This window comes from Roseivirga sp. BDSF3-8, assembly GCF_041449215.1.
GTDB lineage: Bacteria > Bacteroidota > Bacteroidia > Cytophagales > Cyclobacteriaceae > JBGNFV01.
Map to the genome: position 1 here is coordinate 1,467,626 of NZ_JBGNFV010000001.1, position 24,724 is coordinate 1,492,349.

Genomic DNA, 24,724 nt, shown 5'->3' on the forward strand with positions numbered 1-24,724 from the left:
GCAAACCGAACAGAATGAGTGAGCAAAAAATTACCATCAAAGATGGTACCCTGCAGGTACCTGACAACCCCGTAATCCCTTTTATCGAAGGTGACGGTACAGGTGTTGATATTTGGCCTGCTGCCAAAAATGTAATCGATAGTGCAGTAGAAAAAGCCTATAATGGCAAAAAGAAAATAGAGTGGAAGGAACTGTATGCTGGTGAAAAAAGCTACAATCGCAGTGGCGAGTGGCTTCCTGAAGACACTCTGGCTGCTTTCCGTGAGTACCTGGTAGGTATAAAAGGCCCCCTTACCACCCCTGTGGGCGGCGGCATTCGTTCACTGAATGTGGCACTGCGCCAGGAACTGGACCTGTATGCCTGTGTGCGTCCTGTAAGATGGTTTAAAGGCACACCCAGCCCTGTAAAAGACCCCGGCGCGACAGACATGGTAATCTTCCGTGAAAACACTGAAGACATCTATGCAGGAATCGAGTTTCAACAAGGAACTGAAGACGAGAAGAAGTTTGCTTCTCTGCTGAAAGAGAACTTTGCCGACCGTTACAAGAAAGTTCGCTTTCCTGATACAGCAGGCTATGGCATAAAGCCCGTTTCAAAAGAAGGAACCGGTCGCCTGGTGAAATCGGCTATCGACTATGCTTTCACCACTAAGCGCGACAGCGTTACCCTTGTGCACAAGGGTAACATCATGAAATTTACCGAAGGTGCTTTCCGTGACTGGGGCTATGAAGTAGCTAAAGAGCAGTATGGCGCTAAGGACTACGAAGGAGGCCCCTGGCAGGTGATAGAGAAAGACGGCCACAAGATCATAATTAAAGATGTGATCGCGGATGCTTTCCTGCAGCAGATACTTCTTCGCCCTGCTGAATACAGTGTAATTGCTACACTTAACCTGAATGGCGACTATGTTTCTGATGCACTGGCTGCCATTGTCGGTGGTATCGGTATCGCACCCGGGGCTAACATCAACTACAATACAGGTAACGCAATATTTGAGGCTACTCATGGTACAGCTCCTAAGTATGCAGGCCAGGACAAGGTTAACCCCGGCTCTGTAATCCTGTCAGGTGCTATGATGCTTGGCTACCTGGGCTGGAATGAGGCCGAAGACCTTATCTACAAAGGACTGGAGGCAGCCATCGCCAGCAAGCGTGTGACATATGATTTCGAGCGACTTATGGACGATGCCACACTACTTAAGTGTAGCGAATTTGGCCAGGAAGTAGTGAATAACATGTAATTACGGATAATATCGTAAGGAAAAGGCCACCTGACCCGGTGGCCTTTTCTATTTCAGGGGCCAAATTGAAATAGAATTAGTGTATAACGGTAGAGGCAAAGACTAGCAAATACCCCCCAGGTGCATGACTTTAATTACTATGGCCACGTTAATATCCCTTAGCCATGTTGAGCCCTCCGGTCACAAACACTCTTACCAGTGCCGCCAAACAAATGGCCACTTTAACATCAAGCTAATTCATGATATTGTACAAATATACATATAGGCGAACCCTATGGCCATCGTGTTTTTAACGATATCCGGAATTCTCTCAAACCACTTTACAATCGGGGTGTTTTGGGGGTAATGAAAAGTTATTTACCCTTGTTTCCTCTCAATATTGTCGTCTTTCCAGGTGAGGCGGTAAACCTGCATATCTTTGAACCAAGGTATAAGCAGCTTATTAATGAATGTAATGAAAACCAGGAGCCATTTGGCATTCCTTTGTATCAGGACAGTAAAATCAGCTACGGCACGGAAGTGACTCTTAATGCCATAGAAAAAGTATACCCGGACGGCCGAATGGATGTAAAGACTAAAGGCAACAGGGTCTTACACGTACTGTCTTTTGATAATCCTGCAGAAGGCAAGCTCTATGCCGGAGGCGAAGTAGAATTTGTAGAAACTGACATGGAAGCCTCCCCGGAAACAACACAGGAAATGATCAGGCTTGCTAAAGAGCTTTACCAAAACCTGAATGTGGTACAGGAAGTAAGCATATCAGATGACGTGAACAGTTTTGACCTTGGTCATAAAATAGGTTTGTCTGTAGAACAGGAATTCGCCCTGCTCCAAATAGAAAAAGAAGAAATACGCCAGCTATTTATTATAGCTCATCTCAAAAAGGCCATTCCCATGCTGATGGATATTGAACGGACCAAAGAGCGCATTAGAATGAATGGTCACTTTCGCACCTTTGACCCGCTGGATTTTTAGGATTTTTCTTTTTGCCTTTCACCCGCTACTTTTGAGTAGGAAATGGAAAATCAGATATCCGCATTCGGCGAGGTCCTTCTATTTATAGTAGGTGCCATTATTTTCGTGGCAGGCGGCCTCGTTACGGCCTGGCTGGTGCGCCCTCACCGGCCTAATGAAGAAAAGCTTACCACCTACGAGTGTGGGGAAGATCCTGTTGGCTCCGCATGGGGCCGGTTCAATGTCAGGTTTTACGTTATTGCCCTCGTTTTTATTCTCTTTGATGTAGAGATCGTGTTTCTTTTTCCCTGGTCGGTAGTATTTGGCCAAAAGGAACTCATAAGCGAGACCAACGGCCTTTGGGGATGGTTTTCATTAGTTGAAATGTTCCTCTTTATCGGTATCCTCCTGCTTGGTCTGGCTTATGTATGGGCTAATGGCTTTCTTGACTGGGTAAAGCCTGCCGTAAAGCAAACCTCACATGACTCACCGGTACCTGCCGAGCTTTACGACAACCTGAATAAGCAGTACGAAGCAGAAAAAATTAAGGAAGATGGGCCTACTGGATAAGGAATTTAATAGCGGCGGCGTAGTGGTAAGCCGGGTGGACGACCTTATCAACTGGGCTCGCCTGAGCAGTCTGTGGCCTATGGGCTTCGGTATCGCATGCTGCGCCATCGAGATGATGAGCAGCTATGCCAGTGGCTATGACCTGGACCGCTTTGGCGTGATCCCCCGCCCTTCGCCCAGGCAGTCAGATGTCATGATAGTGGCAGGTACGGTTACATTTAAAATGGCCGATCGTATCCGGAGGCTATATGAACAGATGGCAGAGCCACGCTATGTGATCTCCATGGGCTCATGCTCTAACTGCGGAGGTCCTTACTGGCAACATGGCTACCATGTGGTAAAAGGAGTGGACCGTATCATTCCGGTAGATGTTTATGTGCCAGGGTGCCCGCCGCGGCCGGAAAGCCTGATAGGAGGCATACTGAAACTGCAGGAAAAAATACGCACGGAAACCCTGATGGCTCCCGCTGCCGCAGAGGCTATTCTGGCTAAGAAAAGGGAAGCTCAGGCAAGCAGCAAGACAGCAGAGTAAAGTACACAACCAGCCATAAAGGCAAGAAAGTTACTACGCCGCTCTTCGGGCAGCTCTTCTTTAAGGGTGTTTAATATCACGCCTCCTGATACAACGCCAAATACAGCCCCTATACCCAATGGGGGGAGGTTAACCCACTGCCCCGCAACCCAGCCTGCTATTATGGATAAGGTTAGTATATACCTGCCAACTCTTCTATACCGTTTTTGATAATGATCATGCAGCCCAAAATCATTTATTACAAAATGAAAGGCCATTGCCAGCAGATAAAAGATTAGCTGTTTAAGGGTATGCTCATTCCGGTGCACAAGTAAGTAGCCTATAAGCGCATTATACAGAGAAAAACTAACAAGATGGATGTAAAATACGCGGCCTGACACCTCTCGTTGATCATCCTGACGTGCAGATACTTTACTCAACTTTGCCGCACGCTCCAATCCGTAAAAGATGGTAAGGCCAGCCAGACTCAGGAGGTAGAGGTGGTGCTGGAGGAAGCCTTTGCCTTCATAGTGAAGCTGCCACTCTTCTAACTCCGGCATCACGTGGATAAATACATAAGCCACTGAAATACCCCCGCCAAATGAAAGCCACTTGCTACGGGGAATCATGGATATGAACCTTAGCTTTCCAGCAAATAAATGTACCAGTGCCAGCACAATTGCTCCGGAGAAGGTAAGCCAAAACTCTCTTTCCATGGCTTGCTAACCGCTCACTCTTACTTTTAGTTAGCTTGAATTGAGATTATTCCGGCTTCAGAAGCGCATTCATGCCGCACTCCGTTTATTTGCTGGCCTGCATTCCTTATTTTTGATCATGCAATTCGACAACATTTGTGAGCTCCTGAAGCGGGAAGCAGGCCAGGAAGCCATTACGGCCACCGACACTACTTCAACACCGCCCACCATCACGATACCTCCTGCGCTGCTACTATCAGCAGCAGACTGCCTCTACCGCCATCCGGACACTTATTTCGATTTCCTGAGCTGCCTGACTGCCCTGGATAATGGGCCCTCCGCAGGTACAATGGAAGTGATCTACCATTTGTATTCCATACCATTCGATCATTCCGTAGCTCTGCGTGTAGAGGTACCCAGACCAGCCGCGCCCGGGGAGTTACCTGCCGTACCTTCAGTAAGTCATCTGTGGAAATCAGCCCTGTGGCATGAGAGGGAGGCTTTTGACCTGGTAGGTATTCACTTTGAAGGGCATCCTGACCTAAGGCGTATCCTGCTACCCTCAGACTGGGAAGGTCATCCGCTGCGCAAAGATTATGATGAGCAGGAATATTATCATGGCATTGAAGTTAAATACTGATGGCAAACCCGATCCAGTACACCTACGACAAAAGGCATCTGAATAACTCGGAGCCTAATAAGTTTACAGAGGGGCATTTACAGGATGGTGAAATGCTCATCAACATCGGGCCACAGCACCCCAGTACGCACGGCGTACTACGGCTGGAGGTGATCACTGACGGTGAGATCATTACTGAAGTAGTGCCTCATCTGGGCTACCTGCACCGGTGTTTTGAAAAGCATGCAGAAAACATGCCCTATAATCAGACCATCCCATTTGTAGACAGGATGGACTACCTGGCAGCCATGAATAGCGAACACGCTTTTGCCATGGGGGTGGAACAAATGCTGGGTATTGCAGATAAAATTCCGGCGCGCGTAGAGTATATCCGTGTGCTGGTTTCAGAACTGAATCGCCTGGCCTCACACTTTGTGGCCATTGGTACTTATGGCCTCGACATCGGCGCCTTTACCCCCTTCCTGTGGCTGATGCGCGACCGGGAACATATTCTCCGCCTACTGGAGTGGACATGCGGAGCACGGATGCTCTATAATTACATCTGGGTAGGAGGCTTGTTTTATGACCTCCCCGTGGGCTTTGAAGAGCGCACGCGGGAATTTTGCCAGTATCTTTTGCCTAAGATGGCAGAAATGGAAAAACTGGTAATTGAGAATAAGATATTCGTCGAGCGTACTGCTAATGTGGGGGTGCTTTCCCGGGACCTAGCTATCAATTACGGAGTTTCCGGCCCTATGCTGCGGGCCAGTGGCCTTCGCTACGACCTCCGAAGGGTGGATAAGTACTCTGTATACCCCGAACTGGACTTTGACATACCGGTGGGGGAAGGAGCCATGGGTACTTTAGGTGACTGCTGGGACCGTACCTGGGTAAGGGTAAGAGAGTGCCATGAGTCTATCCGTATCATCAGGCAGTGCCTGGACCGGCTGCAGGGGGACCTGAAACGCACGAGGGACTTTGACCCGAGGGCACTGGTACCAAAAAAGATCAGGCCTAAAAAGCAAGACCTCTATGTAAGGGCTGAAAACCCTAAAGGTGAGCTGGGCTTTTACTTCAGGGCAGATGGCAAATCTGATATCCCCCTTCGCTGTAAGGCCCGCAGCCCCTGCTTTGTTAACTTGAGCGTACTTTCGGAAATAAGCCGCGGCTCAATGGTGGCCGACCTCATAGCCATTGTGGGCTCCCTGGACATGGTACTGGGTGAAGTAGATCGCTAAGACGCAACTTTTCAGCCTGCCTCAGCTTATAATAGAAGGATAAACCACTAGCACTTTTATACATGAAAATACTGACTGCGGCACAAATACGGAAGCTGGATGAATATACGATAGCCAATGAACCCATCAGCAGTACAAACCTGATGGAGAGGGCAGCGGCAAGGTTTACAGACCGCTTTACCCTGAGTTATGGTCCGGACAGCAAAGTGGCTGTACTTTGCGGGCCCGGAAATAACGGCGGAGACGGGCTTTGCATTGCGCGCATGCTTACCAGGCTTGGGTACCAGGTCACTTCCTATGCTGTGCGCACCAGCGATAAAGGCTCTGAGGACTTTAGCATAAACCTGCGCCGGCTGGAGGATATATCTCCTGTAAAGGAAATTCGGGACGAAGATCATCTGCCGGACCTGTCGGCTTTCGATGTACTCATTGATGGTCTCTTTGGTTCAGGCCTTTCCCGGCCGGTAGAAGGGCTTTTTGCCTTAGTGGTAGAGCGTATGAATAGCAGTCCCTCCCCTACCGTCAGTATTGATATACCTTCAGGCCTGTACAGTGACGAGCCCTCGCCTGACGGTGCCATAGTCAGGGCCAGTCAGACATTTACCTTTCAGGTGCCAAAGCTCGCCTTTATGCTTCCTGAAAACGGCCCTTATACAGGCCACTGGGAAGTAGTAGAAATAGGTCTCCATCCCGAGGCCCTGGCCAAGGCGGAGACTGACAAGGTGCTAATCACCCGGGCTGAGATAAAAAGCTTCCTGCAACCCAGAGGTACATTCAGTCATAAAGGTAACTACGGTAAGGCATGCATTATAGCAGGCAGTAAAGGTACTATGGGTGCGGCTGTACTCAGCGGACTGGCCTGTCTGCGCAGCGGGATAGGCCTGCTCACTTTACATATTCCCTGCTGTGGTTATGATATTATCCAGACCAGCCTGCCGGAGGCAATGGCTAGTTGTGATATTTCTTCGGATCACTTCAGCTGTCTTCCCGATCTGGAACCTTATACGGTCATAGGTGCCGGGCCCGGCATCGGCACTTCCTCTGCCGCCTGCAAAGCGCTCCGTGAGTTACTCACCAATGTAAACGTGCCGATGGTATTAGATGCAGATGCCTTAAATATACTCAGTGAAAACAGGGAGCTATTAGAGCTACTGCCGGAAAACACTATCCTTACTCCCCATCCTAAAGAGTTTGAGCGATTAGCCGGAAAAACTGAGAATGGCTTCGAGCAACTGGAACGTCAAAAGGAGTTTTCTAAAAAACACAAGGTCATCGTAGTGCGAAAAGGAGCCCATACAGCAGTGAGTATTCCGGACGGCAGGGTTTTCTTTAACAATTCAGGAAACCCTGGCATGGCCACAGGTGGATCTGGAGATGCTCTCACAGGCATTATTACCGCTGCGCTGGGTACATACGAACCCTGGCAGGCAGCTATTCTGGGAGTACATCTTCATGGCCTGGCAGCAGACCTGGCTCTGAAAGAACAAAGCCAGGAATCTCTTCTGCCAACCGATATGATTGACCATATTGGCAGTGCCTATAAAGTCCTGTGGTCCTGATGAAAATACTACGCTCGCTTTTCCGCTTCGTACTGTTTGCCCTGTTATGTTTTGTACTGCACAGCCTGTGGCAGGTCATTATCTACAGGTATATTCCGCCACTTTACACCTGGCATATGGTCGGCGTATGGATAGAGCAGGGTTCGGTGGAATATGCATGGTTACCAATGGACGACATTTCGCCCTGGATGGGAGTGGCTGTAATAGCCGCTGAGGATCAGAAGTTTCCTGAGCATAATGGATTTGACATAGAGGCCATAAAGGAGGAGATAGAGAAGCGCCGCAAGGGACAAGGAAGCCGCGGGGCAAGCACCATCTCACAGCAAGTATCAAAAAACTTATTCCTCTGGCATGGAAAAAACTTTTTCAGGAAAGGGTTAGAAGCATATTATACTGTCTTAATTGAAATGCTTTGGCCTAAAGAACGTATCTTAGAGGTCTATTTAAACATCGCCCAAATGGGGCCTGATGTTTTCGGAGTTAAAAAAGCATCCGAACAATACTTTAAAAGGGAGGCGCAAGATATTAGCATTCAGCAAGCTGCCTTGCTTGCGGCAGTGCTGCCAAATCCCGTCAGGTTCTCTGCAGCACAACCTTCATCCTATATTAACCGTAGAAAAAATTGGATCGTGCAGCAGTCATATCAGATCGGAGGGAAAAAAATTCTGCAGAATTTATGAAATCCGGTTCGGTTTTTGCTCCTAAATAAACAGGATAATATTAAACGACCATGCGTATCGAGAAAATACTACTTTCGCTTACATTCGGGTTTGTACTCCTCTTCGCAGGCACATCTGTATCCCATGCGCAGGAAGTTTTTCCCCAACCCGAAGCTCCCTATTCGCAGGTGAAGGAAACACGTGGTGTCATGCTGTACCCCAATCCTACTGAAGATTTTCTGAAGGTCTCTTTGGAAGATTTGGATTTGCAGGACCCTACCTTTGAGGTATATAGCATTATTGGTAACAATCTACAGTTAGATTATGAGCTTAATCCTAATGGTACGTACAGCATAGATGTAAGAGGTATCAGGCCCGGATACTACATTTTGATTGTACGGGATCGCGGATCGCTTTTCAAACAAGCCATGCGATTCAGAAAACAGGAAATGTAACACTGTATTTAAGAATATTAACATAAGGCTACTCTTTACAGGGTAGCCTTTTTCAATTTACCGGGGTCTGCTTCAAGTAAGAAACCCCCATATAGCCCCGGCAGATTCCGAAGAAAGTAAATTGACATTGTACTTCTCTCTCCTTTCTGAAAAGACTTACACCAATGCAACTCGTGTGTAATCCCTCCCCTGCACGACTTTCATCATATCTTCATATATAATCTTTCTTAGTAAACCTAAACACCCAATCCCTTTGTGCTAATTGCACTTTTTTGAATGAAATTCTTACACACATCCATATAAAGGAGTTCCTATATCGATTTTCCCACTAAACCCTCTTTATATTTAAGCATTAGAAAGATATCATTATTTGTATTTTTCAAATGAAAAGTATTACCTGACTTGAGCCAGGCGATACTGAACCTAAAAAAAGCGGAAGAAATATGCCTCTACAAGCAATATCCGGGACGCTGGGTCAGGAACGGGCCCGGCACCTGCTCCGGCGTCTTACCTATGGCCTCCGGCCTGGCCAGGTAGAAGCCTTCGCTTCACTGCAGATCGGTGACGCCCTCTCACGCCTGATGGACGGGCTGCAGGAACCTGCACATCCACGGTTACCTGAGGATCCGGAGGGGGGCATGCCGTCTGAATACGAGTGGGTAACTATAACGCGTGCAGATACTGAAAGGGACCACGTGCTAAGAAGCGCTCTCTTACGCTGGTGGACAGGACAAATGTACCGGGACGATACTGCCCTTGAAAAACTGGCTTTTTTTCTTCACACCATTCATACCACAAAATCTGAAACCGGAGGCAGCAGCCGGGACCTGTACTGGCAGAACGCTCTTTTTCGTCGCTACCTGATTAATGACCTGACTAATACGAGCACTGAGTTTAACCGCTACACTCATCTTATAGCTAAGGTGATAGTGGATAACAGCATGCTGCACTTTCTGGATGGCAGACTGAATGTGAGAGGCCGACCGAACGAGAACTTTGCCCGTGAAATGTTCGAATTATTTACCATAGGGAAAGGGCCTGTACGGGGAGCCGGTGATTATACAACCTATACTGAGGCTGATATCCGGGAGGCGGCCAGGGTGCTGACGGGCTGGACAAGTGTGAACTGGGGCACACCGGAAGCTTTTGAGCCTGATGTAGCTACCGGCCTTCCTACAGGCAAAGCCCGGATAAATGAGGACTCAGGTAACGCTACCAATCACGATAATGAGGAAAAAATCTTTTCCGCCTCATTTAATCATACCATCATCACACCTATGGCTGATCCACCCACCGCGGAAAGCATGGAGGATGAAATTCGCCAACTGGTGGAGATGATTTATAACCAGGAGGCAGCGGCCCGCTATTTTATCAGGCGACTGTACAGGTTTTTTGTGTACTGGGATGTAACCGAGGAAACCGAACAGACGGTTATTGGGCCGCTCGCGCAAACTTTTATGTCGGGTGGGTATCGTCTACGACCTGTTCTTGATGAGCTCTTTTCCAGCGAACATTTCTTTCAGGCAGCCCCTGGCCAGGGGGATGATAAATTCGGCGCCCTTATCAAATCTCCCCTGGAGTTAACTCTGGGCACATTACGGTATTTTGATGTCGAAATACCGGAAATAAATACAGTCGAACATAATGAGGTAATGGGCACCGTAATAGGGGAAATGGAGGACATGGGACTGCACCTGATGAACCCTTATGATGTGGCAGGCTATGAGGCTTACCATCAGGCTCCCGGTTATAACCGCAACTGGATCACGACGAATACACTGGCAGAGCGCTACGCATTTATCCATAGGCTACTTTCCGGACAGATGCCGCTAGTGATAGACCTGCTGGCCTGGGCAGATGACCCCGGAAGCGGAATCACCGATACCATGGCTACTACAGCAGTGGACATAAACGGGCGTAACTATGCCCTACAATTAGTAGAACATCTGGCAGGGCAATTATTGCCTTTTTCCGATCGGGACACAGCCATCACCGCTGAACGCTACACTTACTTTGGTGAATATCACCTGGGCGGCCTGGAGTGGGAAAACTGGGTTTTTAATTGGCAAAACCGTAACGGAGGCAATATGGACATCATGACGGACGCTACGGAGCGACTGAAAAACCTGTTTAATGCACTGATGCAATCACCTGAATATCAGCTATTCTAGGCAGAACTTAACCATTCCGCAATATGAAGAGAAGGAGTTTTTTACGAAATATCTCGATAGCTGCAGGAGGTACACTGCTGCTGAATGGCATTCCCCTTAAAGCCTTGAGTGGCACTCCCAAGCTAGCGCATACAGCCCGGCTCAGTGGCAATGGCCGCGCCCTGGTATTGCTGCAGCTACATGGAGGAAATGATGGGCTTAATACCTTCATCCCGCTGAATCAATATAGCGAATACTATAACATGCGGCCTAATCTGGCCATACCAGACTCAGGCAATCGAGGCTATATTCCGCTGGACAGCACGCTGCCAGACGAGAAGCAATTGGGACTGCACCCTGATATGGTGGCGCTAAAGGAGCTTTATGATGAAGGCAGGGTAGCCATATTGCAGAATGTGGGGTATGAAAATGTAAATGGCTCACACTTCAAAAGCCGTGATATTTGGTTTGGAGGCGGGGGCTTTGATGACCCCGTAACCGGCGGATGGATAGGCCGCTATCTGGAACTGGAGCATGCAAAGAACCAGGGGCTGGATTGGCCTACCGACTTTCCGCATGATGGCATGCCTGACCCACTAGGACTGGAATTTGCCAATGAGGTATCACTGGGCTTCCATACGGATGACACCGTACCTGCTGGACTGAGCATCCCTAATCCAGCCACCTTCCTGAACCTGGTACAGGAGCTTCCCGGCTATAACGAAGAGTTGATGTCCGATCCCAGGGGCTTTCCCGCTGATGGGATTCGGGATACATTATACGGCCGTGAACTGGAGTGGATACTTAATATTGAAAAAGACACGGATAAGTACGCAGAAAGGCTTCAGCAAGCCTACCTCGCCGGAGGAAACAGCACGGTAAACTACCCAACAAAATACCCCTTCTCCGCTCCGGGCAACAGCCGAAACAACCCGCTTTCGGCCTACCTTCAGATTATTGCTCGCCTATTGGCAGGGGGCTGCCAGACCCGGGTATTCCTGGTACGAATCGGGGGCTTCGACACGCACGTAAATCAGGTGACTCCTTACGATAATACAATGGGCAAGCATGCCGCCTTATTGCATCATGTCGCCAGTGCCATGCGTGCATTCCAGGATGATCTGCGTGCCAGGGGACTGGAAGACAAGGTGTTGAGTGTAACCTTCTCTGAGTTTGGACGTCGTGCACTCGCTAATAACAGTTATGGCAGTGATCACGGTACCGTCGCCCCTATGATGGTCTTTGGTAACCGGGTAAACCCTGGTGTGATCGGTAACAACGCTGACTTGAACCGGGTGCAGGAAAACAATGGCAACCTGCCTGACGGAGCCGAGGACGTGATTGATTACCGTACAGTATTCAATACGATCCTGCAGGAGTGGTTTGAAGTAGATTCATCGCAAATACCATTGGTATTGCCTTCATTGGCTAATGGCTCGCAACCGGGTGTGGAAGATAAGCAGCTATTGTTTAGCCAGACCATTACCGGCACCAATGATTTTATAGCGGGACGCTATAAGCTAAACACCTGCTACCCAAATCCTGTGAAAACTGAAACGGTATTTTCTTTCCGGATTAATAATAGTTTGCCTGTACAGTTAAGCCTATATGACTTGCAGGGCCGGAAACTCATGGATGTCGTTAACAAGCCTCTTCCACCTGGTGATCATGAATACCGTTCGGATCTGAGTCACCTGCCGCCAGGAACCTACCTGTATCGCATCTGTGCAGGACCTCTTCAAGACACGAAAAAACTTATTAAGCACTAAGCATGAGGGCGATGAAAGTTAAATTATCTATTAAATATAGTCTATCTCTGACTACCCTGCTTATCTGTTTCCTACTGGGTGCTCATGTTTCTCATAGCCAAGCAAGGAAAAACAGCCGTAAAACCGTAAGCTCCAACCAGCGTCTGATGCAAAAGAGTCCGTTTTTTGACCAACAGTGGTGGATAGGATTCAAGGGTGGCCTTACGGCTTCTAAGATGGTGCCAGGTAAGCGGCACTCTGTTTTTACTGCTACACCGGGCAGCAGTGATGGTCTGCTTACGGACTTCACCAAAAACTACGATAGCTACCTGTTTGATCAACCAGGCACCACTATCGGGCTGATCGGCAGTTTTTCTTTCTGGAAAGGTATTACACTGAGCCTTCAACCTTCTTATTCGCGCTACAATGCCGCCTATCAGAATGAATACCTGTGGCGAAATGAGAATAACCTGGATGTGTGGATAGAGCAGTCCCACTACCTCTCTCTCAGCTACCTGGAGATTCCCTTATTGGTCCGTTATGATCTGTACCGGGGCAAAGTAAGGCCTTATATCCAGGCAGGAGCTTATTATGGCCACTTGGTTAAGGCAGATAAACGCATGGAGGTAAAAAGCCGTGACGTGGTATCAGGAGGACAGGACATACTGGAAAATAGCGCGCCAAGTATTGGGGCAGAACATCTGTTTATCAGAGATAACGTCGGCTGGATAGCTGGCGGTGGCTTTAGCTATGATCTGGGTAACATGCGCGTAGGCCTTGAGGTCAACTACCGGCAGGGGTTAGAAAATATCACAAACCGGCCTAACCGCTTTACGGATGACCGGCTGGCAGGTGTAGGGGATGTAATGGATGACATGACACTGCAAAGCTGGGACGCATCATTTCACCTGACTTTTCCACTCAAGTTTCTGGATACCGGTTCCTTTGTTCCCGGAAGACCCTAACGATCATGAAAAAGACATTACTTTTTATTCTTACCTCTGCTTTGTTTCTGGCCTTACAGGCTTGTGAGATCAGCGATAATGAGGTAAAGCCCACAGATCCGGTAACGAGAATATTCGAGACGGGAGACTTCGAACGTAACTACGTACCTATTGATATTCGCCAGACACCTGACGGTGGGTATCTGATGCTAGCTTCTGTGGCGTTGGCGGACTCTGACTTTCAGGGCATATACTTATTTAAAGCAGACAAAGAAGGTTTGGTGGAATGGGAACACCTGGCGGATAATTATGTAAACCCCGTATCGGAGCTGCTTCCGGACGGCTCAAACGGGACTTTATTCAGACTGGTAGCTATGGACAAGCTGCAATTGGGCACTCATCTGCTCAGTGTGGACGTAAGCGGAGGGGCCTCTCTGACTTCAGTAGCGTATTATCCTGAAATGGTATATCCCCTTGCCGCAGCCCAGGTAGGTGGTGGATACGCTTTTCTGCACTGGGACCAGGAGAGCAAAAGCTCGATGAAGCTTACCCGGCTCAACGGTTCTACTGTGCAATGGAGTCGTAGTTACGATATTTATGAGGATGTGGAGGCTCGAATCATGGCTCATTTGACACGCCAGACCCAGCCGGTGGTGCCTTTCCGTACCGGAACTGTGACCAGCGGGGTTTTCTATTTTAACGGCTATAACAATTTCACTCTCTCACTTACATTCGTAGATGCCAATACCGGCGACCAGATAGGTGTGCTGAATGGAACACGCTATGCCTCGGGCATTATGCAAATAGCGCCGATGGCCGAAAATAAACTCGCCCTGGCCCGCTACCGTGAGGACGGAAGTATGGTGTATGCCCCCGCGGCTCCGGTAGATACGAGAGGCACGGCTACAGCAAGGGACCTGCCGGGCAATGCCCTGCCTGAGCTTAGCCCTTACGCTCAGGTATTTATAAAAAAGGGTTCAGTGGATGACCAAAAAATAGTGCTCTATGCTTCGACTACCCGAAACGGGCGTATCAGCTTATTTGCCTATGATGAAGGGGGCACGCTGCTAGGCACGCGCTACCTGGGAAGTGGCAACCGCTTTGAGGCGGGGGGAGTGGTGTTTACAGATGACGGAGGACTGGCTGTGCAGGGCCGCACGTATGTGGCAGGCAGGTTTGCCAGGCTTTGCCTATTTAAACTATCTCCAGATGATCTAAAGGAAATTGCCGCGGGTGTTTCTGCTCAGTAACTCTCTCTGCGGCATAAAGGGAGAGGCTGGTAAATACTGGCCTCTTTTTTTTGTGTTTCACTGAGGCTTTTACAAAAAAGGGGCTGTCTCAAAAGTAGTAAGGCCTTTTTTGATGCCACACAATATTTGGAGAATTACTTCCAGGCACTCTGCATAGCGAAGTCGGACGCGACCCGGTACCAACTTCGCCTAAATGGCAACCCCGGGACCGAAGACGGCCCGGTACAACCCGCTGGTAGTTTCCCTAATTCAAAATTATATTTTGACTAAAAAGAAAGAGGCTGCCTTTTGAGACAGCCTCTATAATATTCAGCCTATACGCGCTATTAGTAGCGGTAGTACTCGGGCTTGTAAGGGCCAGCCTTTTCTACACCGATATACTCGGCCTGCTCTGTGCTAAGCTCCTCAAGCTCTACCCCGATTTTCTCCAGGTGAAGCCTGGCCACTTTCTCATCAAGGTGCTTAGGCAGTGTGTAAACAGCATTCTCATACTTGTCAGAAGCAGTCCACAGTTCGATCTGAGCCAGGGTTTGGTTTGTGAATGAATTAGACATTACAAACGAAGGATGACCTGTAGCACAACCAAGGTTTACCAAACGGCCAGAAGCCAAAAGAATGATATCATTACCATTGACATTGTAAAGGTCAACCTGAGGCTTGATGGTATCACGGCTATCACCAAAGTTTTTGTTCAGCCAGGCCACATCGATCTCGTTATCAAAGTGTCCTATGTTACAAACTATGGTCTTATCTTTCATGAGCTGGAAGTGCTCACCCGTGATAATATCTTTGTTACCTGTAGCAGTCACCACAATGTCGGCTTCCTGTACGGCGTCTTTCATTTTCTTCACTTCGAAACCATCCATGGCTGCCTGAAGGGCGCAAATAGGATCAATCTCAGTAACGATCACGCGAACACCGGCACCACGGAGTGACTGTGCAGAACCTTTACCCACATCTCCATAACCACCTACTACGGCTACTTTACCAGCAAGCATAACATCAGTGGCACGACGGATAGCATCTACAAGAGACTCACGGCAACCGTACTTGTTATCAAACTTAGACTTGGTTACTGAGTCGTTTACATTGATAGCAGGCATAGGAAGTGTGCCTTTCTTCATGCGCTCATACAGGCGAAGTACGCCAGTAGTAGTCTCTTCAGAGATACCACGTACACCTTTTGCCAGGTCAGGGTAGTTATCCAGTACTATGTTAGTGAGGTCACCACCATCGTCCAGGATCATATTAAGTGGCTGGCGGTCCTCACCTTCACCGAAGAAGAGAGTCTGCTCGATACACCAGTCATATTCCTCTTCAGTCAGTCCTTTCCAGGCAAAAACAGGAATACCTGCAGCAGCAATAGCAGCAGCAGCATGATCTTGAGTCGAAAAAATATTACATGAAGCCCAGCGTACTTCTGCCCCCAGGTGAACCAGCGTTTCGATGAGAACAGCCGTCTGAATGGTCATGTGCAGACAACCAGCGATACGGGCACCCTTAAGAGGTTGCTGGGAACCATATTCCTCACGAACAGACATCAAACCAGGCATTTCAGCTTCTGCCAGCCTGATTTCCTTGCGTCCCCAGTCGGCCAGAGAGATATCTTTGACCTTGTAATTAACTTGTGTATCGATCATCTTCGATAAGTTTTTTTTGAGTATTTCTCAACAAAATTAAAATAAGCCGTACTGTTTTCAAAGCATAACTTACCCCAAGGTGGGTTATTATTCTATAAACTGTACGTCCTTAATGCCGAACGAGCGAAGGCCTCTTTCAGTTTCAATCAGCAGATGCCCTTCATTATCGACTCCTCTGATACGTCCTTCGAAAAGGTGTTCGGAGCGGAAGAGCCTGAGCTCATCTTTCCAGTAAAGTCTCTGAAGGTATTCATCCTTCAGTGTGTGCCACTCTCCGTTTCGTAGTTGAAGATAACGCTTTTCAATTAACCTGACCAGTTCTTCAAGCAGTACTGGCAGATCATAAATTTCACCAGACTCTAAGTAAAGGGAAGTAGGCCCTTTAAAGCCAAAGGCCTTTTGGTTGACATTTAACCCCACGCCGGCAATAGACTGCTCCAGATTACTTTTTTTGAGTGAGTTTTCTATCAAAATCCCCGCCGTCTTGTTGTTACTGATGTAGACGTCATTAGGCCACTTTACCGCTACTGCCTTTTCCTCTGAATAAGGAATAGTATTACGCACCAGGTCGCTGATTGCCAGCGAAAAACATATATTTAGATAAAATTGCCTTGCTACAGGAAGAAAGCGGGGTGTAAGTATGAGCGAAAAGGTCAGGTTGGCATCAGGCTCAGATACCCAGGTATTGCCCCTCTGCCCCCGGCCTTTAAGCTGATTACCCGTCACCACCAGGGTACCTTCTATCACCCTGGTATCGGCTGCCAGATTTTGAGCAATATCATTGGTTGAATGACAACTTGGCAGGTAAATGACCTTTTTACCTAAAAACAGTGTTTTGGTAAGAATTTTGTGCAAAATATTTTTCGTAATTTTAATGCCAATTTAAATATAGAGCATGCAGGAAAACAAAAGTGCCTTGGAATCGGGAGACCTTGCCGAACTGGTGGTGAAGGGCATGCAGGAGCGGAAAGCCAAAGACATAGTGGTAATGGATATGACTCATGTCAATAATGCTGTTGCCAACTATTTTGTGGTATGTTCCGGCACCTCAGACACACAGGTGGATGCTATTTCTGATGCAGTGGCAGAAGAGGTTTATAAGCACGCCAAACAGGATCCCTGGCACAAGGAAGGGAAACAAAACAGGGAATGGATTTTGTTGGATTATGTAGATGTCGTTGTGCACATTTTTAAAGGCGATAAGCGATCATTCTACGGACTGGAAGAGTTGTGGGGCGATGCCAAAACCACAATAATAGAGTCGTGAAAGACAACACCGGGTCTGTTACGGACGTACATGTAGCAGACCGCAATTTCTATACAGAGAATAGATAAAAATGAGTGACAAAAAGAAAGGGAATCTGATGCCTAAAAACCCGAAGAAGCCAAGCTATCCCCTTTGGGGGTTAGTGGCGCTGGCCTTTTTGGTGGTCGGGGTATATGTCATGCAGGGCTTCAGGAGTCCTACCGATATCTCGTACAGCCGCTTTGAGACCATGGCGAGAAATGGCGAGATTGAAAGTGTAAACATCATCACTAACCAAAAATATCTCGAGATATTTCTCAACAGCGAAGCACGCCAGAAATATGAAAGAGAGATAGGAAACGAAAGCCCTCTTACGCTCAATAATGAGCCTCAGTTCACTACCAATATAGCTACGGCTGAAAATGTAGTGGATAACATTAAGGAGATTAATCAGGAGCTGGATAATGACATTGTATACAACCTAAAGACCAAACAGGAGCTGTTCTCAGACATATTCCAGTTTGGCCTTTTACTGCTTGTCATCTTTGGTTTCTGGTTTCTTATGCGCCGTATGGCCAGCGGAGGAGGTCCCGGAGGCCAGATATTTAATATCAGTAAGTCCAAAGCTGCCCTATTTGATGCTGAGAATAAGGTAAAGATCACCTTCGATAATGTAGCGGGACTGGATGAAGCCAAAGAGGAAATCAAAGAAATAGTTGAATTCCTGAAGAACCCTGGCAAATTCACTAAGCTTGGTGGTAAGATCCCAAAGGGTGCATTACTTGTGGGCCCTCCCGGTACAGGTAAGACATTACTTGCTAAAGCTGTAGCCGGTGAGGCAGGTGTTCCCTTTTTCAGCCTGTCTGGTTCTGACTTTGTAGAGATGTTCGTTGGTGTAGGTGCTGCGCGAGTACGTGACCTGTTTAAGCAGGCAAAGGATAAAGCACCCTGTATCATTTTTATAGATGAGATAGATGCCATTGGCCGTAGCCGCGGACGTGGTAGTATGCCGGGTTCCAATGATGAGCGGGAAAATACGCTTAACTCTCTGTTGGTAGAAATGGATGGATTTAGTACGGATAGTGGTGTCATCATTCTGGCAGCCACCAACCGTCCTGATGTACTTGACTCAGCTTTGCTTCGTCCCGGACGTTTCGACCGCCAGATCAGTATAGACAAACCGGACATCGTAGGACGTGAGGCCATCTTTAAGGTACACCTTGCCCCTATTAAGATATCTGAGGACGTAGACAATAAAAAGCTTGCTGCTCAAACCCCCGGGTTTGCCGGTGCTGAAATAGCTAACGTGTGTAACGAAGCCGCTCTTATTGCCGCCCGCCGGGATAAGGAAAAGGTAGACATGCAGGACTTCCAGGATGCTATAGACCGGGTTATCGGTGGTCTTGAGAAGAAGAACAAGATCATCAGCCCGGAAGAGAAAAAGATTGTGGCGTACCATGAGGCGGGTCACGCGGTAGCGGGATGGTTCCTGGAGCACGCAGACCCCTTGGTAAAAGTGAGTATCGTCCCTCGTGGAGTGGCTGCACTCGGATATGCTCAATACTTGCCTAAAGAGCAGTTCCTTTATCAGACTGAGCAGCTCTTTGATGAAATGTGCATGACTATGGGTGGCCGTGCTGCTGAGGAGCTGATCTTCGGTAAAATCTCAACGGGTGCCCTTAGTGACCTGGAGCGTGTTACGAAGCTCGCTTACAATATTGTAAGCGTATATGGCATGAATGATAAGATTGGTAACGTAAGCTTCTATGATAGTAAGCAAAGCGACTATCAGTTTCAGAAACCTTACTCTGAGGCAACAGCGGAGACAATTGACGATGAGGTAAGGGCTATTGTGCAAAAGGCCTACAATGCCGCCAAAGACCTGCTCATTAAACGTAAAAGTGAGCTGGAAATCATAGCCAAGGAATTATTGGAGAAAGAGATAATCTTCCAAAATGACCTTGAAAGGCTGATAGGTAAACGCCCATTTGAAAAACAAACTACTTACCAGGCATATACAAACGGTGAGTATATCAAAGAGGGTGGCGTGCCCGATGCAACGAAAGTAGAAGAGAGGGAAGAAGACGGAGAGGAGAAAAAGGAAGAGGAAAGCCCCTCTTCAACCAACTAAGCATTCTCTTACGCAATAAAATACGGGACCGGGCATTTTTGCCCGGTCCTTTTTTATGACCTGACCATAAGAATATGAGCAAAGGCTTTACCTTTGCAGTTTTAGCAGAATTGGAAACCTACAAAGTGCCGGATGTATACAGAGCACGATGATGTCCCCATGGGGAAAAAAATATACTTTGCATCAGATTTTCACCTTGGAGCACCGAATAAGGAACAGAGCCTGATCCGTGAAAAAAAGATTGTACGCTGGCTGGATAGTATTATGCATGATGCGTATGCTATCTACCTGGTAGGGGACATATTCGATTTTTGGTTTGAGTATCGTACGGTAATACCTAAGGGGTACGTCCGCTTTAAAGCTAAGCTACTGGAGTGTCTGGAGAAGGGCATTAAGGTGGTGTTCTTTACGGGCAATCATGATATGTGGATGTTCGGATACTTTACCTCTGAATTTGGGATACCGGTACACAGAGACCCCATATTATTACTAAGCAATGACAAACGCCTGCTGGTGGGGCATGGAGATGGCCTGGGTCCCGGGGACAGGATGTATAAAGTGTTAAAAAGAATATTCCGTAACCGCTTTTGCCAGTGGGCCTTCGCCAGGTTACACCCTAATCTGGGCATAGGTGTAGCCACGGCCTGGTCACAGCAGAGCCGGCTTAGCAGCGGAGGGGAAGAAACATTCAAAGGTGATGATGAGTGGATTTATACGTGGTGTAAAGAACAGGAGACTACTTCCCACCATGATTATTATATTTTCGGCCACCGTCATCTGCCGCTGGACCTTGAGGTAAGCGGGCATTCGCGTTACATTAACCTGGGTGAGTGGGTGACACAATTCACCTATGCCACCTTTGACGGCAGAGACGTCAGTCTTCTCACTTTTGAGGAGTAAAAAACCTCTTCTCCAAACTTGCATTTTTACAGCAATTTAGCCTCCTGATTTTAGGAATAAATTATTTTTTAATTGAATAATGCACAGCAAATAGCAGTAATGTTTGTTTAAACAATATTGCATTTTTTCTCTCTTCGGGTAATCCTCTAAATATCCGGCACGTAAAGGGTTTCCTCTCTATATGCCTTAAATAGTCCGGTTGCAGGAGCTACTTTTACCTATGCATCGGAAGAAAACCATGAAGGGAGATACAAACTGGCAAGCACCTATTGCTAAGAGGGATATTAAGGTTCAGCAAATCAGAGTCTTACTAGCCCTTGGCTTGTTCGTATGGGTCATCTTTAATATAGGACTGCGCTATGAATTCACCGACCTGAATAACCCGGATTTTGCCCGGTATGGCAGCTCGCTCATACTACTAGCAGGCTTAGGGTTCAGTTGGTTCAAACGGGTGGAGGAGCACGTCAGGCTTAGGGTTATCTACCTGAGTCTCTATGCCATAAGTGCTCACATATGTCTATTACTTTACCTCAATGGGCTTGATTTTGCACTTTTGATCGGTTTGAGCAATACCGTACTGATTACAAGCTTGTTTTTGGGGTCTGAACGACAGTTATTTTACTATCTGTCCTATGTACTGATTTTATCCGGATTAGCGTGTTTTACAAGTCAAGTCACATTCACTGAAGCAGCTACAAAATTTCTCTTCGTATTCGGCATAATCTTCCTCATATATCAATTTTTGCATAGCCAAATTGATACTACAAACCACCTTGAAGTCACTCGTGACTTACTAAAAAGTCTCTTTAAAGAGAGTCATGATGCACTTATAGTAGCAGAAGTAACTACGGGTAAAATCTTATTAAGTAACGAGCGGGCTCGTACGCTATTCCGTACGGAAGAGGAAGAGGGTGTTAATTCGCTTGCGGACCTATTTGGACCAACTTTCTCCCCAGAACACTTAGGCGACTTAAAAAGTGAAGCGATAAAGCGAGGACTGCTTTCGGAAGACAGGGAGATCCTAACCCGCACGGGACATACCCGATGGGGTCATCAGGTGGTGAAGATCATCCGAATGGCGGGTAAAGAGCATTTTTATGTACGGATCACCGATGTAACGGACCGTATACGGTCGGAGAGAATGGCTTTTGAAAATGAGCGAAAGTACAAGGTGCTCATGGAGGAGGCCTCGGACGGTATTTATATCTCAAATGAGAACGGTATAATCATAGAAGCAAATACAAGGGCATGTGAGCTGTTTGGAATGCGCTATGAACAGCTTATAGGTCAGCGCCTTCCAAATATACTGGCCCCCGAGGAGCCTACTCCGGCTGTACTGGACCTTGACATGCTGCGCCGCAAGGGGCAGCTCATGTTTGAGCGATACTTTATGCGGAATGATGGTACGGTCTTCGCAGCAGAAATCAGTGCCAAGGTTATTAATAATGCCTTTTATCAGTTTATTATCCGGGATATTACGAACCGCAAACGGGTAGAACAGGCCCTTATACGTAGTGAAAGCAAGTTCCGGGCGCTAATCGACCGGTCGTTTGACATTGTGGTAATTCTGGATGACAAATATACCGTTCAGTACATCAGTTCATCAGTGGAGCGTATACTGAAGGTTAAGAGCTTCAAGCTGATGCACAGGAATATATTTGACTTCATCCATAAAGCAAACCATGAGGCACTGCAATACGGCTTGCGAAGGGAGATTGTGAACTACGGTCATCACTGTGAGCTGAAGGATATCATCATGTGTGATGCGGAGGGTAATGAGGTATGTTTTGATGCAGTGGTAACTAACTATCTGCAGGATGATGTGGTGGGGGGTATCGTATTGAACCTGCACAATATCACTGACCGTAAGGCGACGGAGAAGAAGCTAATGAAGGCTAACTTTGAGCTGGACAGCTTTGTGTATAAGGCCAGTCATGACCTGAGGGCGCCGCTGCTTTCTGTACTGGGCCTGATTAATATTGCCACCAGCAGTACACCGGATGAGGTGTTTACTTACCTGGATCTGATGCGGACTAGTGTATTTAAGCTGGATCAGTTTATCCACGATCTCACACAGTTTAGCCGTAGTGACAGGCTGGAGCTCAAACGCGAAGCCATTGACTTTGAAAAACTAATAGATGAAGTAATCGGGAACCTTCAGTTCATGAACCCTGCAGATGATATCACTTTCATCCGTAATATCTCAGTAGGCCCTGACTTTACCTCTGACCCTATGAGGCTCCAGGTGATTTTTAATAACCTGATCTCAAATTCCATCAAATATTATGACGATAAGAAAGAGCAGCCGTTTATTCAGATAGATATAAAGGCGGAGCATAATGTATGCAAAATACGGGTGGCGGATAACGGGATTGGTATAGAAGAGCCTTATCTGGATCGCATATTTGAGATGTTCTACCGGGCCACTGAGCTATCGGAAGGTTCTGGCCTGGGGCTTTATATTCTGAAAAATGCCATCAGTAAAGTTGGCGGGGAAATCAGCGTGAGCAGTCGATTTGGCGAGGGCACGGAGTTCTTCCTGCACTTACCGGACCTGTCTGTCACGAACCCGGAGGCGGAGTATGAAGAGGCTCCTAACCCTAAAAAGACTTTTGAAAGACTCTCATAAAAAAGGGTTCGATGCTCCCATCGAACCCAAGGTCAAAAACTCAAAATAATTTGGACTAAAAACTATAATCCGCAACAACAACTGCAATATAGGACAATCCGGGAAATATCAAAATGTAAAGACGGGCTGAGAGGTGCCGGGATTTAAGGCTTAGTCATCATTTTCATCGAGCCAAATGGAAGGGTCGCCAGTAGCCGCGTATAGTTCGGCCAGGGCTTTCTCTTTATCAGCCCTGATTTTTAACAGTTTTAACCTGGCCTCGATGAGCTTATTTTCGCGGCTGTTAACGAGAAAAAGGCTACTCTCACCGTTCTGAAACTTAATATTTTCCCCTCTCACCATTATTTCATAGTTATCTACGGCTTCTTCCTGTAGCAGAATGAGCTCGTCTAGGGTGAGCAGGCTGTTATATCCCATGGTAATCTCATTAATTACATCACGGCTGGTGTATGACCTTTCCAGTATGTTCTGGTCTATCTTCACTTGAGTTTCGGCGAGTTTGCCCCGGCTCTTACGCATGAAGATAGGCCACGATACGCTGGCTCCTAATTTGTAATTATTGAAGAAAAGGGGTTCTTCTCCTCCCTCAAATTCATGGTCTGAGTTGGAAAGAAGGTTATACTCGAGGTTGGCCTCGGGAAGTAACTGGTTCCGGTAAAGTCTTTTATCCAGTTCGAGCGCACTCCCTTTGAGCCTGACTTTGACCAGTTCAGGGTGGTTATCCATCGCGCTTTCCAGTAGCTGGCTAAGTATATCGGCTTCTAGGCCAGAGGGTCCTACAATCTGGGGGATCGCTTGCTGACTGAGGTATATGGGCTCACGGCTTTCGCCCCACAGGTTGAGGTTTAATTGAAGTATAGCATTAAGCAGGTCCACTGCGGCCTGACGGGTACTGATATTCCGGGTTTGCAATGCTATTTTTGCTTCTACGGAATCTATCGCAGCCTTATCGCCATTAAGGACCTGCTGCCTAACGGCTTCAAAGCGAAAGGCGGCGAGTTCCTCATTCTCAATCAGCAGGATGTATTGATTATAGGCATAGTACCAGTTCCAGTAATCTTTAGCCGCATTAAGCAGGGCTTTGGAAACAGCTTTTTGCTGTTCTGCCCGTGCCATTTCGGTATACAGTCGGGCTTGCCTGAGGGTGGTGCGTCGTTCATCGGTAATGAGGCCCTGCAATACGGATACACTAACTCCCACTGACCACAAACCTTCGTCCGGTACGTTATTTTCAGGGTTTACATAGGTTCCCTGATTTCGCTCATAGGCTACTTTTAGATCTACGGGCACATAAAGGGGTATCTTGAGGGTACTATACCAGTTATCGTAATACTCTGTGCCCTGATACTGCTTGAACAGGTAATCGCTGGTTACCTTGGGGTCAAAGTTACCTCTTGCCTGTAATAGCCTGGCTTCTGCCTGATCAGTAAGCAGATCTGCCTGACTCACTACAGGGTGATAGGCGAGTACGCGCTGAAGGTATTCCTCATAGGCGAGTGTCTCCAGTGTATCCGCGGGGGCCTGAGCCCTCAGGCCGGATACTGTCATTGTGTATATGATCAGGAAGAAGAATAGCGACCTCATG

The 24,724-nt window shown here is 47.5% G+C and carries 21 protein-coding genes; 17 read left to right on the plus strand and 4 right to left on the minus strand.

The features are described 5' to 3' along the window. The first annotated feature begins 14 nt into the window (after positions 1-14). From icd to nuoB, 4 genes are all read left to right on the plus strand, one after another. Positions 15-1,241, plus strand: coding sequence for an NADP-dependent isocitrate dehydrogenase (gene icd / locus AB9P05_RS05850; RefSeq protein WP_371907876.1), 1,227 nt, complete (start codon positions 15-17; stop codon positions 1,239-1,241). Positions 1,242-1,586: 345 nt separating this feature from the next. Continuing rightward, complete coding sequence (locus tag AB9P05_RS05855; protein WP_371907877.1) at positions 1,587-2,216, plus strand: LON peptidase substrate-binding domain-containing protein; 630 nt, start codon at positions 1,587-1,589, stop codon at positions 2,214-2,216. 42 nt (positions 2,217-2,258) lie between these two features. Further along, a complete protein-coding gene (locus tag AB9P05_RS05860; protein ID WP_371907878.1) occupies positions 2,259-2,765 on the plus strand; it encodes an NADH-quinone oxidoreductase subunit A in 507 nt (168 codons plus the stop codon). Continuing rightward, complete coding sequence (gene nuoB / locus AB9P05_RS05865; protein WP_371907879.1) at positions 2,749-3,297, plus strand: NADH-quinone oxidoreductase subunit NuoB; 549 nt, start codon at positions 2,749-2,751, stop codon at positions 3,295-3,297. The genes AB9P05_RS05860 and nuoB overlap by 17 nt, the downstream gene beginning before the upstream one ends. Here nuoB and AB9P05_RS05870 read toward each other — a convergent pair. Further along, positions 3,270-3,992 carry a hypothetical protein gene (locus tag AB9P05_RS05870; RefSeq protein WP_371907880.1) on the minus strand — a complete coding sequence of 241 codons (723 nt, stop codon included), beginning with the start codon at positions 3,990-3,992 and terminating at the stop codon, positions 3,270-3,272. The two genes, nuoB and AB9P05_RS05870, sit on opposite strands and share 28 nt — an antisense overlap. Before the next feature lie 118 nt (positions 3,993-4,110). Between AB9P05_RS05870 and AB9P05_RS05875 the strand changes: the two genes are divergently transcribed. The 9 genes from AB9P05_RS05875 (at position 4,111) to AB9P05_RS05915 (ending at position 14,593) form a co-directional block, all read left to right on the plus strand. Further along, a complete protein-coding gene (locus tag AB9P05_RS05875) occupies positions 4,111-4,611 on the plus strand; it encodes an NADH-quinone oxidoreductase subunit C (protein WP_371907881.1) in 501 nt (166 codons plus the stop codon). Next, positions 4,611-5,828: an NADH-quinone oxidoreductase subunit D gene (locus tag AB9P05_RS05880; RefSeq protein WP_371907882.1), complete on the plus strand. Its 1,218-nt coding sequence runs from the start codon at positions 4,611-4,613 to the stop codon at positions 5,826-5,828. Before AB9P05_RS05875 ends, AB9P05_RS05880 begins: the two co-directional genes overlap by 1 nt. Before the next feature lie 62 nt (positions 5,829-5,890). Then, positions 5,891-7,387 (plus strand): NAD(P)H-hydrate dehydratase, encoded by a 1,497-nt coding sequence (locus AB9P05_RS05885; protein WP_371907883.1) that lies wholly within the window; start codon positions 5,891-5,893, stop codon positions 7,385-7,387. Next, entirely contained in the window at positions 7,387-8,067 is a 681-nt protein-coding gene (mtgA, locus tag AB9P05_RS05890) for a monofunctional biosynthetic peptidoglycan transglycosylase (RefSeq protein ID WP_371911335.1), read from the plus strand. Before AB9P05_RS05885 ends, mtgA begins: the two co-directional genes overlap by 1 nt. Before the next feature lie 50 nt (positions 8,068-8,117). Then, on the plus strand, positions 8,118-8,501 hold the full coding sequence (locus tag AB9P05_RS05895; protein WP_371907884.1) for a T9SS type A sorting domain-containing protein: 384 nt from the start codon (positions 8,118-8,120) through the stop codon (positions 8,499-8,501). A gap of 443 nt (positions 8,502-8,944) precedes the next feature. After that, positions 8,945-10,672 (plus strand): DUF1800 family protein, encoded by a 1,728-nt coding sequence (locus AB9P05_RS05900; protein ID WP_371907885.1) that lies wholly within the window; start codon positions 8,945-8,947, stop codon positions 10,670-10,672. A gap of 23 nt (positions 10,673-10,695) precedes the next feature. Beyond that, positions 10,696-12,420 carry a DUF1501 domain-containing protein gene (locus tag AB9P05_RS05905; RefSeq protein ID WP_371907886.1) on the plus strand — a complete coding sequence of 575 codons (1,725 nt, stop codon included), beginning with the start codon at positions 10,696-10,698 and terminating at the stop codon, positions 12,418-12,420. Between the two features lie 11 nt (positions 12,421-12,431). Then, positions 12,432-13,364, plus strand: a complete 933-nt coding sequence (locus tag AB9P05_RS05910) for an outer membrane beta-barrel protein (RefSeq protein WP_371907887.1) — start codon at positions 12,432-12,434, stop codon at positions 13,362-13,364. Between the two features lie 5 nt (positions 13,365-13,369). Beyond that, positions 13,370-14,593 carry a hypothetical protein gene (locus tag AB9P05_RS05915; RefSeq protein ID WP_371907888.1) on the plus strand — a complete coding sequence of 408 codons (1,224 nt, stop codon included), beginning with the start codon at positions 13,370-13,372 and terminating at the stop codon, positions 14,591-14,593. Between the two features lie 326 nt (positions 14,594-14,919). Here AB9P05_RS05915 and ahcY read toward each other — a convergent pair whose 3' ends face one another. Together ahcY and AB9P05_RS05925 are read right to left on the minus strand one after the other, a co-directional pair. Next, on the minus strand, positions 14,920-16,233 hold the full coding sequence (gene ahcY, locus AB9P05_RS05920; RefSeq protein WP_371907889.1) for an adenosylhomocysteinase: 1,314 nt from the start codon (positions 16,231-16,233) through the stop codon (positions 14,920-14,922). Positions 16,234-16,320: 87 nt separating this feature from the next. Next, a complete protein-coding gene (locus tag AB9P05_RS05925) occupies positions 16,321-17,088 on the minus strand; it encodes a biotin--[acetyl-CoA-carboxylase] ligase (RefSeq protein ID WP_371907890.1) in 768 nt (255 codons plus the stop codon). A gap of 40 nt (positions 17,089-17,128) precedes the next feature. Here AB9P05_RS05925 and rsfS point away from each other — a divergent pair, with 40 nt between their 5' ends. The 4 genes from rsfS (at position 17,129) to AB9P05_RS05945 (ending at position 23,139) form a co-directional block, all read left to right on the plus strand. Further along, on the plus strand, positions 17,129-17,500 hold the full coding sequence (gene rsfS, locus AB9P05_RS05930; protein WP_371907891.1) for a ribosome silencing factor: 372 nt from the start codon (positions 17,129-17,131) through the stop codon (positions 17,498-17,500). Between the two features lie 70 nt (positions 17,501-17,570). Next, entirely contained in the window at positions 17,571-19,610 is a 2,040-nt protein-coding gene (ftsH, locus tag AB9P05_RS05935; RefSeq protein ID WP_371907892.1) for an ATP-dependent zinc metalloprotease FtsH, read from the plus strand. 132 nt (positions 19,611-19,742) lie between these two features. After that, positions 19,743-20,510, plus strand: coding sequence for a UDP-2,3-diacylglucosamine diphosphatase (locus tag AB9P05_RS05940; protein WP_371907893.1), 768 nt, complete (start codon positions 19,743-19,745; stop codon positions 20,508-20,510). A gap of 220 nt (positions 20,511-20,730) precedes the next feature. After that, complete coding sequence (locus AB9P05_RS05945; protein WP_371907894.1) at positions 20,731-23,139, plus strand: PAS domain S-box protein; 2,409 nt, start codon at positions 20,731-20,733, stop codon at positions 23,137-23,139. A gap of 150 nt (positions 23,140-23,289) precedes the next feature. Here the strand turns inward: AB9P05_RS05945 and AB9P05_RS05950 are convergent, their stop codons facing one another. Further along, entirely contained in the window at positions 23,290-24,723 is a 1,434-nt protein-coding gene (locus tag AB9P05_RS05950; RefSeq protein WP_371907895.1) for a TolC family protein, read from the minus strand. Position 24,724: the final 1 nt, after the last annotated feature.

What these genes read in the sequence shown, in the direction of transcription:
- icd (WP_371907876.1), top strand. Translation starts at nt 15, where the DNA reads ATGAGTGAGCAAAAAATTACCATCAAAGATGGTACCCTGCAGGTACCT.
- AB9P05_RS05855 (WP_371907877.1), top strand. Translation starts at nt 1,587, where the DNA reads ATGAAAAGTTATTTACCCTTGTTTCCTCTCAATATTGTCGTCTTTCCA.
- AB9P05_RS05860 (WP_371907878.1), top strand. Translation starts at nt 2,259, where the DNA reads ATGGAAAATCAGATATCCGCATTCGGCGAGGTCCTTCTATTTATAGTA.
- nuoB (WP_371907879.1), top strand. Translation starts at nt 2,749, where the DNA reads ATGGGCCTACTGGATAAGGAATTTAATAGCGGCGGCGTAGTGGTAAGC.
- AB9P05_RS05870 (WP_371907880.1), bottom strand. Translation starts at nt 3,992, where the DNA reads ATGGAAAGAGAGTTTTGGCTTACCTTCTCCGGAGCAATTGTGCTGGCA.
- AB9P05_RS05875 (WP_371907881.1), top strand. Translation starts at nt 4,111, where the DNA reads ATGCAATTCGACAACATTTGTGAGCTCCTGAAGCGGGAAGCAGGCCAG.
- AB9P05_RS05880 (WP_371907882.1), top strand. Translation starts at nt 4,611, where the DNA reads ATGGCAAACCCGATCCAGTACACCTACGACAAAAGGCATCTGAATAAC.
- AB9P05_RS05885 (WP_371907883.1), top strand. Translation starts at nt 5,891, where the DNA reads ATGAAAATACTGACTGCGGCACAAATACGGAAGCTGGATGAATATACG.
- mtgA (WP_371911335.1), top strand. Translation starts at nt 7,387, where the DNA reads ATGAAAATACTACGCTCGCTTTTCCGCTTCGTACTGTTTGCCCTGTTA.
- AB9P05_RS05895 (WP_371907884.1), top strand. Translation starts at nt 8,118, where the DNA reads ATGCGTATCGAGAAAATACTACTTTCGCTTACATTCGGGTTTGTACTC.
- AB9P05_RS05900 (WP_371907885.1), top strand. Translation starts at nt 8,945, where the DNA reads ATGCCTCTACAAGCAATATCCGGGACGCTGGGTCAGGAACGGGCCCGG.
- AB9P05_RS05905 (WP_371907886.1), top strand. Translation starts at nt 10,696, where the DNA reads ATGAAGAGAAGGAGTTTTTTACGAAATATCTCGATAGCTGCAGGAGGT.
- AB9P05_RS05910 (WP_371907887.1), top strand. Translation starts at nt 12,432, where the DNA reads ATGAAAGTTAAATTATCTATTAAATATAGTCTATCTCTGACTACCCTG.
- AB9P05_RS05915 (WP_371907888.1), top strand. Translation starts at nt 13,370, where the DNA reads ATGAAAAAGACATTACTTTTTATTCTTACCTCTGCTTTGTTTCTGGCC.
- ahcY (WP_371907889.1), bottom strand. Translation starts at nt 16,233, where the DNA reads ATGATCGATACACAAGTTAATTACAAGGTCAAAGATATCTCTCTGGCC.
- rsfS (WP_371907891.1), top strand. Translation starts at nt 17,129, where the DNA reads ATGCAGGAAAACAAAAGTGCCTTGGAATCGGGAGACCTTGCCGAACTG.
- ftsH (WP_371907892.1), top strand. Translation starts at nt 17,571, where the DNA reads ATGAGTGACAAAAAGAAAGGGAATCTGATGCCTAAAAACCCGAAGAAG.
- AB9P05_RS05940 (WP_371907893.1), top strand. Translation starts at nt 19,743, where the DNA reads ATGTATACAGAGCACGATGATGTCCCCATGGGGAAAAAAATATACTTT.
- AB9P05_RS05945 (WP_371907894.1), top strand. Translation starts at nt 20,731, where the DNA reads ATGCATCGGAAGAAAACCATGAAGGGAGATACAAACTGGCAAGCACCT.
- AB9P05_RS05950 (WP_371907895.1), bottom strand. Translation starts at nt 24,723, where the DNA reads ATGAGGTCGCTATTCTTCTTCCTGATCATATACACAATGACAGTATCC.